This window comes from Chryseobacterium sp. T16E-39 (genome assembly GCF_002216065.1).
In the GTDB taxonomy this organism is placed as follows: Bacteria; Bacteroidota; Bacteroidia; order Flavobacteriales; family Weeksellaceae; genus Chryseobacterium.
Genome location: NZ_CP022282.1, coordinates 1924522 through 1938289 on the forward strand (window position 1 = coordinate 1924522; position 13768 = coordinate 1938289).

The 13768-nt window shown below is 36.3% G+C and carries 11 protein-coding genes; 6 read left to right on the forward strand and 5 right to left on the reverse strand.

The features are described 5' to 3' along the window. Positions 1 to 78: 78 nt before the first annotated feature. Positions 79 to 1062 carry a PLP-dependent cysteine synthase family protein gene (locus CEY12_RS08710; RefSeq protein WP_089027324.1) on the forward strand — a complete coding sequence of 328 codons (984 nt, stop codon included), beginning with the start codon at positions 79 to 81 and terminating at the stop codon, positions 1060 to 1062. A 40-nt stretch (positions 1063 to 1102) separates the two neighbouring features. Here CEY12_RS08710 and CEY12_RS08715 read toward each other — a convergent pair whose 3' ends face one another. The 3 genes from CEY12_RS08715 to CEY12_RS08725 all read right to left on the reverse strand — a co-directional run bounded on the left by CEY12_RS08715 (position 1103) and on the right by CEY12_RS08725 (position 2889). Further along, positions 1103 to 1627, reverse strand: a complete 525-nt coding sequence (locus CEY12_RS08715) for a hypothetical protein (RefSeq protein WP_089027325.1) — start codon at positions 1625 to 1627, stop codon at positions 1103 to 1105. A 39-nt stretch (positions 1628 to 1666) separates the two neighbouring features. Next, the gene (locus CEY12_RS08720) at positions 1667 to 1882 is read right to left on the reverse strand and encodes a chaperone modulator CbpM (protein WP_410493907.1); all 216 of its coding nucleotides are present in this window, start codon (positions 1880 to 1882) and stop codon (positions 1667 to 1669) included. Positions 1883 to 1971: 89 nt separating this feature from the next. Then, positions 1972 to 2889, reverse strand: coding sequence for a DnaJ C-terminal domain-containing protein (locus CEY12_RS08725; RefSeq protein WP_089027326.1), 918 nt, complete (start codon positions 2887 to 2889; stop codon positions 1972 to 1974). A 94-nt stretch (positions 2890 to 2983) separates the two neighbouring features. Here CEY12_RS08725 and CEY12_RS08730 point away from each other — a divergent pair, with 94 nt between their 5' ends. Further along, positions 2984 to 4189, forward strand: coding sequence for a dicarboxylate/amino acid:cation symporter (locus CEY12_RS08730; protein WP_089027327.1), 1206 nt, complete (start codon positions 2984 to 2986; stop codon positions 4187 to 4189). Positions 4190 to 4393: 204 nt separating this feature from the next. On the opposite strand, the gene CEY12_RS08735 is transcribed toward CEY12_RS08730, so the two are convergent. Both CEY12_RS08735 and CEY12_RS08740 read right to left on the reverse strand, forming a co-directional pair. After that, positions 4394 to 4777, reverse strand: coding sequence for a DUF779 domain-containing protein (locus tag CEY12_RS08735; RefSeq protein WP_089027328.1), 384 nt, complete (start codon positions 4775 to 4777; stop codon positions 4394 to 4396). Between the two features lie 506 nt (positions 4778 to 5283). Further along, positions 5284 to 6813: an aldehyde dehydrogenase family protein gene (locus CEY12_RS08740; protein ID WP_089027329.1), complete on the reverse strand. Its 1530-nt coding sequence runs from the start codon at positions 6811 to 6813 to the stop codon at positions 5284 to 5286. A 176-nt stretch (positions 6814 to 6989) separates the two neighbouring features. Here CEY12_RS08740 and CEY12_RS08745 point away from each other — a divergent pair, with 176 nt between their 5' ends. The 4 genes from CEY12_RS08745 (at position 6990) to CEY12_RS08760 (ending at position 13740) form a co-directional block, all read left to right on the forward strand. Beyond that, positions 6990 to 7913: a helix-turn-helix domain-containing protein gene (locus CEY12_RS08745; protein ID WP_089027330.1), complete on the forward strand. Its 924-nt coding sequence runs from the start codon at positions 6990 to 6992 to the stop codon at positions 7911 to 7913. 33 nt (positions 7914 to 7946) lie between these two features. After that, on the forward strand, positions 7947 to 8891 hold the full coding sequence (locus CEY12_RS08750) for an alpha/beta hydrolase (RefSeq protein WP_089027331.1): 945 nt from the start codon (positions 7947 to 7949) through the stop codon (positions 8889 to 8891). A gap of 421 nt (positions 8892 to 9312) precedes the next feature. Next, positions 9313 to 12165 carry a SusC/RagA family TonB-linked outer membrane protein gene (locus CEY12_RS08755; RefSeq protein ID WP_089027332.1) on the forward strand — a complete coding sequence of 951 codons (2853 nt, stop codon included), beginning with the start codon at positions 9313 to 9315 and terminating at the stop codon, positions 12163 to 12165. Positions 12166 to 12168: 3 nt separating this feature from the next. Next, positions 12169 to 13740: a RagB/SusD family nutrient uptake outer membrane protein gene (locus tag CEY12_RS08760; RefSeq protein WP_089027333.1), complete on the forward strand. Its 1572-nt coding sequence runs from the start codon at positions 12169 to 12171 to the stop codon at positions 13738 to 13740. Positions 13741 to 13768: the final 28 nt, after the last annotated feature.

The following is a 13768-nucleotide window of genomic DNA, read 5'->3' on the forward strand; positions in this document are numbered from 1 at the left end:
TATTTAATTCATTTTAGCAGGAGTCAAACTTCATAAATAATTTTAAAGCTGTATCTTTGCTGCGCTTATAAATTATGTATGAAATACGCAAAAAATATTCTTGAAACTATCGGAAACACACCACTGGTAAAGCTTAACAAAGTTTTAGGTGAAGATTTTCCAGCATTAGTTTTAGCCAAAGTTGAAACCTTCAACCCTGGAAATTCTGTAAAAGACAGAATGGCTCTTAAAATGATCGAAGATGCCGAAAAAGACGGCAGATTAAAACCTGGAGGAACTATTATTGAAGGAACCTCTGGAAATACAGGAATGGGATTAGCTCTTGCAGCGATCATCAAAGGATACAAATGTATCTTTGTAACCAATTCCAAACAATCAAAAGAAAAATGTGATATTCTTCGTGCTGTAGGCGCAGAAGTTATTGTATGTCCTACTGATGTAAAACCTACTGATCCACGTTCATATTATTCAGTTTCTAAAAGACTGGCTAAAGAAACTGAAAATGGATGGTATGTAAATCAATATGATAACTTATCCAACAGAGCTGCTCATTATGAATCTACTGCTCCTGAAATCTGGGAACAGACGGAAGGAAACCTTACCCATTTTGTAGTGGGAGCAGGAACAGGAGGTACTATAACAGGATGTGGAACATTTTTTAAAGAAAAAAATCCTGATATCAAAGTAATCGGTATTGATACTTATGGTTCTATTTTAAAGGAGTTCCATGAGACTGGTGAGCTTCATTATGACCATGCCTATACATACATTACAGAAGGAATCGGAGAAGATATTATTCCTGAAAACTATGATATGTCTGTGATTGATCATTTTGAAAAAGTAACCGATAAAGACGGAGCTATTTATGCAAGAAAGCTTGCCAAAGAAGAAGGAATCTTCTGTGGTTATTCAGCTGGAAGTGCAATGGCTGCACTGGTACAGATGAAAGATCAGTTTACCAAGGACGATGTTGTTGTGGTTTTACTTCATGACCACGGATCCAGATATGTAGGAAAGATCTACAATGACGAATGGATGAAAGAAATGGGTTGGCTAGACTAAACAATCATAAAAAAATCAGAGCTTTTAGCTCTGATTTTTTTTATTTAATATTTTTCTTTACGGCCTGTTTCAACATATTATAATCCGTTTTGCTCATTGATTTCTGAGGAAACATATAATTGTACCTACCTTCCAATGAAACATATTCATCATTGGTTTCTGATGATACAAATTCGCTCCATTTACTAAGCTCATACTGTTCATTAAGGTTTACAGTAAACGTATCGTTATTGAATCTTATTTCATAAATATCTGCTTTCTCAAGTGATTTTAAATATCTGTTCACCTCTTTTTTCCACCTCGATACTTTATTGATACCGACTGAAAGATAAACAGCACAAAGAAGAAAAACAAAACTTATAAAGTAAAGCACCCCAAAACTTTCTTCACTTAGGCTTCCTTTGAAACAAAATGTAATGCCTAAAAGTACGGCAACGACGATGGTGATTATAGTTTTACTTTTGGTGGTAGATGAAAAGAATAAACTTCCCTGATTTCCTTTAAAGTAAATCTCTTCAAAATCTTTCCGGTCTACATTTAGCCTGATCACTTTCTCGTCGCTCATTGTATAAATGATTTAATATGTTAAGATTGCAAAACTAAATTAAATATCTTCATATCGAGCATTTATTGTAGAAAGTTTGGCCAATAGATCTCTATTTTTCTTTTTAAGATCTGACATTTTTTGAAGCATTTCATGAATTACTTCAAGTCCAGGCAGGTTAATTTCAAGATCATAATGCCAATTGGTAAACCTCTCAAAAGTCGGTAAATCCTCATACATTAAATAGCGGATATCATTTTCGGTCTGTACATGCAACAATCCATATTCTACCAGTTCATCAAAAAAGTGATCTCTATATTGTATATTTTTACGAGTTCTTCGCGTGATATTCTTTCTTCCATGATCTAAGAATTTTTAAGTTGTTCAAAAAGCTCTTTTTGCTTATCGGTAAGGTTGGTTGGCAATTTCACCTCATAGGTTACGAACAGATCTCCAAAATGCCCTTCCTTTTTATATACTGGAAAACCTTTTCCTTTTAACCTTACCGTTACTCCACTTTGGGTTTCAGGTTTTACCTTTAAATTAACACTTCCATCCAGTGTATTTACTTTTATATCTCCTCCTAAAACAGCAGTATAAAGATCCACACTCACTTTAGTTTTGAGATCATCTCCTACTCTTTCAAAATCAGGATCTACAGAAATATTGAATGTAATATACAGATCTCCGGATGGCCCGCCGTTCATTCCCGGATTTCCATGACCTTTTAATTTAATCTGCTGCCCATCATACACTCCGGCCGGAATTGTGATTCGTACCTTTTTGCCATTGATCTCAAAAGTTTGTGGATGTGTTTTCGCAGCATCTCTTAATTGTAAATTAAGTTCCGCCTGTACATCCTGGCCTTTAAATTTCCCCGAAGCACTTCCCCGCGAGCTTCTTCCAAAGCCACCGCCACCTTGTCCAAACATACTCTGAAAGAAATCAGAAAAATCCTCCCCTTCTCCAAAATCAGCCCCTGAATATCCGCCTCCGTAACTTTGACCTTGACCTTGATATTGTCTCTGTTGCTGTTGTGCTTTTTCGTATTCTTCACCATGCTTCCAGTTTTCACCATATTTATCGTATTTGCTACGATTCTCCGGATTACTGAGAACTTCGTTGGCTTCGTTCAGCTCTTTGAATTTTTTTTCAGCTTCTTTATCATCGGGATTAAGGTCAGGATGCAGTTTTCTAGCTTGCTTCCGATATGCTTTCTTGATATCATCCTGCGTTGCTTTTTTATCTACCCCCAGAATTTTATAGTAATCTATATAAGCCATAGAAACGTTTATTTACTCAAATTTAAAAAATTTAAGCCTGAAAATTATACAATACTATGTTAAAAATAAAGCTATCTTTGGTAAAAAGCAGCGCATGAAAGAGATATTTAAAAACTACTCAGGAATTTTATTTTTACTTTTAGGGATCATCGTTGGAAGCATTATAGGCATCACTGCACCCGGTGTAGTTGATTATATTAAGCCTCTTGGAGATATCTTCCTAAATTTACTTTTTGTAAGTGTAGTTCCATTGGTATTTTTTGCAGTATCCAATTCTATAGCCTCCTTAGAACAGCAGTCGAAATTTGGAAAGATCATCGCTGTCATGTCATTCACCTTTCTGTTTTTCATACTAACTGCAGCCATTTTCACAATTATTGCTGTTTACCTATTTCCTATGGACCCTATTTCAGGAAGTTCACAAATCATCTCTGAAGAAACACATAACGAAACCTGGGGCAATAGAATTGTCAGTTTCTTTACCGTAGGTGAGTTTACCGAATTGTTTTCCCGTAAAAATATGCTTGCCCTTTTAATCTTTGCTTTTTTAACTGGTTTTGCAGCAAGAAAAACAGGGGAAATTGGTCAGCCATTCAGACTCTTCCTTGCTTCAGGATATGAAGTAATGAAAGAATTGCTTTTACTTGTTATGAAGCTGGCACCCATAGGTCTAGGGGCATATTTTGCTTTTCAGGTAGCAACTGTTGGACCACAGCTTTTTGGTTTTTATGGTAAGCCATTGGGCATCTATTACATTGTTGGGACCATCTATTTTTTTGTATTTTTCACCTTGTATACGTTCATAGCAAACGGGCGGAAAGGGGTTAAAGGGTTTTGGACGAATGCTCCTTATCCTACACTCACTGCATTAAGTACCTGCAGCAGTTTTGCCACCATGCCAGCCAATTTACAGGCTGCCACAAAAATTGGTATTCCAAGCTCTATCGCCAATTTGGTTATTCCAATCGGGACTACCTTGCATAAAAATGGTTCTTCTATATCTTCTATTATCAAGATTTATGTAGCATTTTTAATTATTGGGAAAGACTTTTTTGAACCTTCTAATTTGATTTTAGCACTGGGGATCACCGTTTTTGTAAGTATTGTAGAAGGAGGAATTCCTAATGGTGGTTATATTGGTGAGCTATTAATGATCTCTGTTTATAAATTACCTCATGAAGCAATTCCAGCTGTAATGATCATTGGAACATTGGTAGATCCTTTGGCTACAGTTTTAAATGCTGTAGGAAATGTCGTCGCGGCCATGTTTGTGAATCGGTTTGTAAAAGTGGACAGTTGAGAGTTGCTAATGTGATCATTTAGATTTCGAACGATCTAAAGTATATTTTTAAGTTCTCCTAAATTTAGGAGATTATACAGATGATTGCATTAATTTTTTTATGTATTCAGAGTAATTAAAATACAATGAATAGAATTAAAATAAGAATAAAATCTGCTCTACAAAATCCGCAAGAGAAAAGAGTATTCATCATCAACACAGAGATTACTCACTCCGTTTTACGGGTTCCAGATTTTCGTATTCTTCAGGAGTGAAAAGTTTGTAATGGACTTTAAACGTTTTTCCTAAAGGTGTTTCAAGGGAAAAACCACCAGGTCCGAAGCCATCAACAACATCTAATGTAAAGTGAGAATACTTCCAGTATTCGAAGAGATCACGATCGATCCAAAATTCATGACCATTAACGGTCCCGATCATAGCATCATTCATCCTTGGAAAAAACCCTCCTTTTTCAAAACATTGAGGCTGGGTTCCTTCGCAACATCCACCGGCCTGATAGAACATGAGATCTCCATACTTTTTCTCCAACTCCCAGATCACTTCCAGTGCCTTTTCTGTAGCTGATAATCTCGATATTTTATTTTCCATTTTTTTGTTTTTAATTAATCGCCAGAATGCAAATCATCTGCTCTAGTTTTTTAAGTATAATAAAATCGGATATTTTTGAAACCTGTAGAGCTCAATTATAATCAAAATGGTTTAGATTCCTACGGAATGACAAAAGTGATGTATTATTTAGGATATTTAATTCTCTACGCCTCCACTATTACTAGAAATACTCATCTTTTGTTTTATCTCTCGCTATCTATTTCATTAAAAATGCCTGACAAAACAAATTCTGCCAGGCGGTATTAAGCTTAAAAAATATCAATTAAGGCAGGTTTTTATCATAATCCTGGTATCATTCAATCCGTATTCTTCTGAAATATTTAAAATAAGGTTGCAAGTTTCGCGTGAGGGATCGTAAGGGCGGCGAGGAACGAGCCGGTGCGTAATGAAATGAAGCACCGAAACGAAGTGCAGCCCTGAATAGCCCGACCGTTTTGCCCCGCTCTAAAGCGGGACAAACGGGCACGCTCTGATGTTAAAAAAAATTAAAAGAACCCTAATTTGTTTTTGTTGTAAGAGATCAACATATTTTTCGTCTGGCGGTAATGATCCAACATCATTTTGTGGTTTTCCCTCCCAATTCCTGACTGTTTATATCCTCCAAAAGGAGCCCCGGCAGGATAAGAATGGTACTGATTGACCCAAACTCTCCCCGCCTGAATCTGACGTGGAACATTATACAACTGATGAGCGTCTCTTGTCCACACTCCTGCTCCAAGACCATAAATGGTATCATTTGCAATTTTTATGGCTTCCTCTTCATCTTTGAAAGTCGTGAAAGCCAAAACAGGTCCAAAAATTTCTTCCTGGAAGATTCTCATTCTGTTGTTTCCTTTAAAAATAGTGGGCTGAATGTAATATCCTTCTTCTAAACCTTCACCCACATTATTTACATCTCCACCCACAAGAACCTCAGCACCTTCCTCTCTTCCTAATTTGATATAAGATAAAATCTTATCCTTTTGAATCTGGGAAGCCTGAGCACCCATCATCACAGTTTTATCTAAAGGGTTTCCAACTTTTATGGCTTTCACTCTTTCAATGACTTTTGCAATGAATGCATCCGCTATATCTTCCTGAACAAGCAATCTTGAAGGACAAGTACATATTTCCCCCTGATTGAGTGCAAAAAGGACAGCGCCTTCAATCGCTTTATCTAAAAATTCATCATCAGCTGCCATCACGGAACTGAAGAAAACGTTAGGTGATTTTCCACCCAGCTCCAATGTAACTGGAATAATATTTTCGGTCGCATATTGCATAACCAAACGGCCTGTAGCTGTAGAACCTGTAAACGCAGCCTTTGAAACTTTTGGATTTGTTACTAATGCTCTTCCTAATTCTGCACCGAAACCGTTGACAATATTTACTACACCTGCTGGTAAAAGATCACCTATAATTTCCATTAAAACCATAATAGAAATCGGAGTGCTTTCTGCCGGTTTTAAAACCACACAATTTCCTGCTGCCAATGCCGGAGCTAATTTCCAGATGGCCATCAATAAAGGAAAATTCCATGGAATAATCTGAGCAATTACTCCTAAAGGTTCGTGAACAATCAACGAAACGGTGTCTTTATCCAGTTCATTATGCGAACCTTCTTCTGCGCGAACTACGGAGGCGAAATATCTGAAATGGTCAACTGCAAGCGGTAAATCTGCTGCTAAAGTTTCTCTAACCGCTTTACCATTATCTATCGTTTCTACAATAGCTAGATATTCGAGGTTTTGCTCTATTCTATCAGCAATTTTATTTAATATAATACTTCTTTCCGTTGAAGAAGTATCCTTCCAGGTTTGAAATGCTTGATGAGCGGCATCTACCGCCAGTTCCAAATCTTCTTTAGATGAATGAGCTGCCTGTGTGAAATTTTTCCCGTTCACCGGGGATACAACATCAAAGTACTGACCGTTAACGGGTGCTGTAAACTGACCATTGATATAGTTGTTATATTTAGCTTTGAACTCAGGCCACTGCAATGTAGTTTCCGATTTTTGTTCTGTTAGTGTGCTCATATTCGTATGTTTTGATTTTCTGTCCAACCAAATTACACTTCCATAGCAACAACAAATAGCACAATCCTACAAAAAAACTTCAAAATAGTATTCCGTTTTAATTTTATCATTTTTTAACAATACCTCCATTCTATATTTCCTTATATTTGATAGCATAGGCCTAAAAATGTTTAGAAATGAATGATAATAAGTTTTTATTAAATACTCCTGAACTGAAAAAAGAAAATCAGTTGGTGAGCCTAGTTGAAAATCAAACGAAATTCAATCTAAACAACTGTGAGTTCAGTATCTATGAAACTCACAAAGCTGCTTTTGATGTAAAACTTCACTTTGACACGATCGCTTTTACAGCTATGCTACGAGGTAAAAAGCATATGAAGCTGGAAAATAAAACAGGGTATTTTGATTATTTTCCAGGGGAAAGTATATTAGTTGCTCCCGGAGAAACGATGGTTATTGATTTTCCCGAGGCAGATGAAACCCCTTCACAGTGTATTTCTTTAAGCCTGAACCCTGAATTTATAGAAGACTCCCTCAATCATTTAAACTATACACTTCCTAAAATAGACGAAACTTCACAATGGAATATTCAATTGGATGAATATTTTCTTTTTAACAATAAATCCCTTGCTTCAGCAACCAATAATATTATGAGAATTGCGATGGATGATAATTCCCAAAAAGATATTATGGCCGACTTTGCATTGAAAGAACTTTTGATACGATTGATGCAAACTCAAGCAAGAAGCATGGTGGAAAAAAATATTGCAAAAAATAAATCAAGGATAGGGTTTGCTGTCGATTACATTAAGAAGAATCTGCATCAGAAATTATCCATTGAAAGCATTGCAAAGCTCGCATACGTCAGTAAATCCAATTTCTTTAAAATGTTTAAAGATGAATTGGGTACTTCCCCTAATGATTTTATTTTACAGGAACGGATCAATAGAGCTAAAGAGCTACTGGCTGGTCAAAATAGCATTAAAGAAACGGCTTTTCAAACAGGTTTTTCAGACACCAATTATTTTACAAGGGTATTTAAGCAACTGGTTGGAGTAACTCCAAAGAGTTATCAGAATAAGATTATTTATTTCGATTAAGTTTTTGCTGATTATCTTTTAGAAATACTCCTTATGAAACTTCTAAATTTCTCCGTGATCATATTACTTTTTGTAAGCAATATGTATCACTCTCAAACACCCAAAAGAAAGTTTCAAATCTCCTCAGATTTAGAACAGATTCCATTATGGCCAAAAAATCAAATGCCAGATCAATCCGGGACAAGAGGAGGCGAAATAATAACCGATAAAGGATCAGTGACGAATGTATCCACACCAAGATTAATTGTTCATCGCCCTAAAAACCCAAACGGTACAGCAATATTGGTTATAAGCGGTGGTGGATATGCTCATATTGAATTAGGAAAGGAAAGTACCCCAACTTCGGATTGGTTGCAGTCAGAAGGAATTACAGCTTTCGAGCTTATTTATAGGCTACCACAAGAAGGCTGGAAGACGACCAATGTCCCTTTTGAGGATGCCCAAAGAGCCATGCGACTCATCAGAAGTTCAGCTAAAAACTATGAAATTGATCCAAACAAAATAGGAATTTTGGGCTTCTCAGCAGGTGGACATCTGGCCGGTATGATTGCTACACAGCCTAATAAGAAGTTTTATAGCCCCATCGATGCCATAGATTCTTTATCTGCAAGACCAGATTTTACAGGACTGATTTATCCTGTTATTTCTATGCTTCCACCCAATAATAAAACCCATGCTTTTAAGAGTATCCTTGGAGCCAATGCATCAACTTCCGAGAAGATAGAATTTTCTGTAGAAAGGCAGGTGAATGCTCAGACACCACCTACATTTTTAGCTCAGGCTATTGATGATCCTATTTCTCCTGTGGAGAATAGTGTATTAATGGATAATGCATTGAAGAAAGTGAATGTTCCTGTTGAAATGCATTTGTTTCAAACTGGAGGACATGGCTGGGGATTGGGGAAGAAAGGGAGTGAGGTGGCGGCGTGGACAAAACTTTTTAAGGACTGGATAAAGAATGTTGGTTTGTGGAAATGAATTGACTTTATAAAATATTTTATATAAGTATTATAATTAGATGAATGTCAATCTCCAATAGATTTCATTAATGCCTTCAGAGTTCCATTTTTCTTTAGGTTTTTGAAGTTTATACATAATTTATTTTATTGTTTTAAGTGCCAAATTTATCATGTCGATTCCTTGTGATTGAACTTTCCAATTAAACAATTTAGAATAATTCTAAATATAATATTTATTTAAAATAACCTTACATTTAAAATATTTTAACAAGCTGACACTTCAAGTTATTCCCAAATCGGATTTTTAACATTTTGTGTAAATTTTCCTATTCTTTTATCATTTAACAAAACATAACATACTAATTAACAACGAATTACAAATTGCATGCGTTAATGTTTATTAATACATTTATCGTCTTAATATCTTAAATTTTGTTAATATGAATGTAAAACTACGTTTTTTAAGCGTTGGAGTTCTGTGTTTTACAGGCCATGCGCTATCTGCTCAAAAAGCAGTAAAAGATACTCTACAGAGAGAGGCTAAGATCGAAGAGGTCGTGGTACAGGGATATAGAACAGTTACAAAAAAAACAGCGGTAACATCTACAGCATCAATTAGTAAAGAAACAATTGAAAACAGACCTAATGCCAATGTAATGAATGTTGTTCAGGGGCAACTTGCAGGAGTAAATATAACAGCAAGTTCCGGACAACCAGGAGCAAAGCCTCAGGTCGTCATTAGAGGTGTCGGATCCTATGGAGCTAATACTGATCCGTTATACGTTATTGATGGTTTCCCTTCAAACAGTGACTCTTTTAGATCATTAAATCCCAATGACATTGAAAGTATGCAGGTTTTAAAAGATGCAACGTCCATCGCTGAATATGGAAATAGAGGATCCAATGGAGTTATAGTGATCAAAACAAGGCAGGGAAGGTATGGCAGTGGAAAACTGAATTTTAACTATTCCAGTCAGCTTGGAGTTTCTTTTCTGCAAAATCAAAAGTACAACTATGCCAATTCCAATCAATTGCTTACGTTAGAAAAAATATATGGAATTGGTTTGGGTTCAACAATGTCGGATGAAGCTATTGCCGATTACAGAATTAATACCAACTGGGTAGACTATTTCTTCAGACCGGCAATCTTATCAAGCCATACATTAGGAGTTGAAACCGGAGGTAAGAATTTTAACTCTTATACATCAGTAGGCTACCTTAATCAGGATGGATTATTAAAAACAACAGGTCTTCAGAGATTTAATGTGAGATCAAATATCAATGGAAGATCTGAAAACAATAAATTTAAATATTACCTTGGTATTGCTGCAGGCTTTTCTAAAAACAACGAAGCAACTAACTTAGGAGAGGGTGTCATCAATCGTAATTACGTTACAGGTGCTTATTTGGGAGCACCGTACATATCTCCTTCTGAATATCAGAACTCAAGCCAATTGCATCAGTTGTATCAAAGTAATGGAACTCTATTGTATACTCCACTCATGTTAGTAGATAAGATAAATCAATACTACAACCTAACAGATGAAACCAGATTAGATTTTACATCTGATGTGTCTTACAAAGTGATGGAAGACCTTACGGCTAAAATGAGAGTCAATGCGCAATTACTAAGTACAAGATTTATTCAGTCAGAATTTCCTAATTCCTTTAACGCCCTGTTATTTCAGGCAACCGGGCAAGAGTTTACCGGATTTGAAGAGATCAATAACAGAAGGGAATTTACTTACAATAATTTGTTTGGTTTAGATTATTCGAAAACATTTGGAAATCATACTTTTAATATATCTGGAAATCTGGAATATAATTTTGCCAATCTGCAGATTGATAATATGCGGCAGAGAGGGCTTAATCCTAAAACCTTTGTCCCCGGAACCGGTCAGGGTTACATAGGGGATACGGATAAAGATGATTTTTATGTTCCCGTAGTTTCTGTGTCCCAGGCAAGATATAATCTCATTTCATATTTTGGAAACTTTGATTATGATTACAGAAAGAAATATGGATTGGTTGCAACAGCCAGAAGAGATGGGACCAGTAGATTTATAGGCAATTTGCAATGGGGAACATTTTGGTCTCTCGGAGGAAGATGGAATATCAGTGAAGAAAATTTCTTGAAAGAGATCTCTTTCATCAACAATCTGAAAATCAGGGGATCTATTGGTACAGTTGGAAATCAAAGAATTATTGACGGGCCTGTTTTTGAAGGATTAAATCCACCAAAATATGCTGATATCTATGGAATTCCCACAGAGACTCGCTATACCTACAATAATTTACAAACTTACCGGATAGAATTTGGTGACCCGCAGTTAAGATGGGAGACGACTAAAACCTATAATATCGGATTAGACTGGGAGTTATACAACAGAAGATTCAGGGGATCATTTGATTATTATAACAAAAAAACGATCGATTTATTCATGAAGGATCCCACTGCTCCTATACTCGGAGCAAGGTTTATTGTAAGAAATACAACAGCAAATTTGATCAACAAGGGATATGAACTTAATGTAGCTTTTGATATTCTAAAAACTGAAAATACTACGTTTACATTGAGAGCAAATGCGGCGATGAATAATCAAAAGTTTGACAACTACCCTGTTGGTTTAATAGATTCACAAGCCAATCCTACTTATCGATCACAAAATGGAAACTTACCGTTTACTCCTTATGTGTACCATTATATTGGTGTAAATCCGGAAAATGGAAATCTTTTATTTGAGGATATCAATGGTAATCCAACAGAAAATCCAACCGATGCTGACAGGAAGTTATATAAAAATAATTATTTCCCTAAGTATCAGGGAGGTTTTGGTTTTGACTTTGAGTGGAAGGGCTTTTTTGCTACCACTACTTTTACGTTTGTTGCTAATGTCTCTAGGTTTGATGATGATTTAGCTAATGCATTAGATCCATCAAACTTAGGTACGTTTAATGTTTCAAATGATTTGTTAAATGCATGGACCCCAACAAACAGAAATACAGATGTTCCAGCACTGAATGCCGCTAATCTTGGAGCGGTAACCAATTCAGACCGGTTCTTAGTAAATGCCTCCTATCTGAGACTGAGAAATGTCCAGCTGGGATACAGGCTTCCAAAACGCCTTATACAAGATACCTTTATTAATGATGTGTCCATCATCCTGCAAGGAGAAAATATCTACACGTGGACTAAATGGAAAGGTTTTGATCCTGAAAGCAGCAGAAATTCTGATGCATATCAATATCCCACTCCCAGAACATTTACTTTAGGTTTTAATATTAAATTTTAGAAAATGAAAAAAATTATACTTGCTACAATTTTAGTAATCAGCTTCTTTTTAATCTCTTGCAGACAGGAATTATTGGAACCCTATACACCGGGATCCCTGACTGAAGAAGTTGCGTTGACAACAAGTAAAGATCTTGAGCTGGTAATGAATTCGGCCTATCTTGAACTTACTGACAGAACAGAATCCGTATTCACGTCCGTTTTCACTGATGAAGCAGGAATAGGCTATGCTAACGGAGGACAAGGTATTACTACTGAATATGTTTTCTTTATGAACCCAAGCCAAACAAGCCCTATTAATTTATGGAATAAAACTTATTTTGCATTAGCAAGAATTAACAGGGTTTTGGTATATGTAGATAAAATCATTCCAGAAGATCCAGCAGATGCAAAAAAGATTGCCGATTTGCAAGCACAGGCATTAACTATGAGAGCCTACTGCCATCTAAAATTATTATCTTATTTTTCAACAGATTTTAAAAATGACAGTGCGCCAGCTGCAGTGTTAGCCAATAGGGTATTCTTACCAGAAGAAAAGCAGAATCCAAGAGCCAGTAATGGTAGCTTTTACTCTATGATCCATTCGGATCTCGATAAAGCAATTTCAATATTTTCAAGTACTACTATTGCATTTGTAAATAACTATGCAAATATTAATTTTGCAAGAGGGCTTAAGGCCAGAGCCTATACTTTAAAAGGAGATTACAACAATGCGGAAATCTGGGCTGATGCTGTCATTCATAATTCAGGACTTGTCTTGGCCAATCAGGCAGAATATAAGGCGCTCTTCTTTAGCGATTCACAACCGGCAAATTCTGAAGTATTATTTAGGCTTGAAAGAACCAGCAATCAGAATGTACAACTGACCAATCTCCATAATGGATGGTGTTCAATAAGACCCAATTTGGCGGGTTCTCCATTTTATGAGGTAAGCAGATCCTTACATAATGTACTCAATCCTGATAATCTACCAGCCTCTTCATTAAATACCTTACCGGATGTCAGAGCAAACGTAATCATAGCTCCTTCCTCGATTGTAGATCCCAATTATGCAACATCTCCTGATTATAGAAATAGCGATCGGTTAATTATCAATAAACACGGAGGTGTCGAATCCGGAACTCAAACTGCTGCAATTACAGCAAATAATGGTTTTAACAATGCTATCAAAGTGATGAGACTATCAGAAATGTATATGATTAAAGCAGAAGCCAGAACGGCAGCCGGAGACTTTACAGGAGCCGCAACAGCCATTAAAACGTTGTTAGATGCACGTTTTTCAACTCCTCAGCCATTATCTGTCTTTACAAATGCAAAACAGGCATGGGCGGAAATTCTTAAACAAAGAAGAATCGAATTCGCCTACGAAGGATATCGATATATCGATTTGAAAAGATTAGGCACCCTGGCAGGGGTTGGAATTGACAGAGATCCTGCAGATTATTCCTCAAGTTCGGCTAATTATCCGGCTGCTAATCCATCTAATCTTCCGATGACAAGTTTTAAGTGGACATTACCGATTCCTCAGGATGAGATCAATGTTAATAAAACAATTCAGCAAAACCCGGGATACTAAGTAATATAAAAAATTCAGCACTTCAATG

What these genes read in the sequence shown, in the direction of transcription:
- CEY12_RS08760 (WP_089027333.1), top strand. Translation starts at nt 12,169, where the DNA reads ATGAAAAAAATTATACTTGCTACAATTTTAGTAATCAGCTTCTTTTTA.
- CEY12_RS08740 (WP_089027329.1), bottom strand. Translation starts at nt 6,813, where the DNA reads ATGAGCACACTAACAGAACAAAAATCGGAAACTACATTGCAGTGGCCT.
- CEY12_RS08730 (WP_089027327.1), top strand. Translation starts at nt 2,984, where the DNA reads ATGAAAGAGATATTTAAAAACTACTCAGGAATTTTATTTTTACTTTTA.
- CEY12_RS08755 (WP_089027332.1), top strand. Translation starts at nt 9,313, where the DNA reads ATGAATGTAAAACTACGTTTTTTAAGCGTTGGAGTTCTGTGTTTTACA.
- CEY12_RS08750 (WP_089027331.1), top strand. Translation starts at nt 7,947, where the DNA reads ATGAAACTTCTAAATTTCTCCGTGATCATATTACTTTTTGTAAGCAAT.
- CEY12_RS08745 (WP_089027330.1), top strand. Translation starts at nt 6,990, where the DNA reads ATGAATGATAATAAGTTTTTATTAAATACTCCTGAACTGAAAAAAGAA.
- CEY12_RS08735 (WP_089027328.1), bottom strand. Translation starts at nt 4,777, where the DNA reads ATGGAAAATAAAATATCGAGATTATCAGCTACAGAAAAGGCACTGGAA.
- CEY12_RS08725 (WP_089027326.1), bottom strand. Translation starts at nt 2,889, where the DNA reads ATGGCTTATATAGATTACTATAAAATTCTGGGGGTAGATAAAAAAGCA.
- CEY12_RS08715 (WP_089027325.1), bottom strand. Translation starts at nt 1,627, where the DNA reads ATGAGCGACGAGAAAGTGATCAGGCTAAATGTAGACCGGAAAGATTTT.
- CEY12_RS08710 (WP_089027324.1), top strand. Translation starts at nt 79, where the DNA reads ATGAAATACGCAAAAAATATTCTTGAAACTATCGGAAACACACCACTG.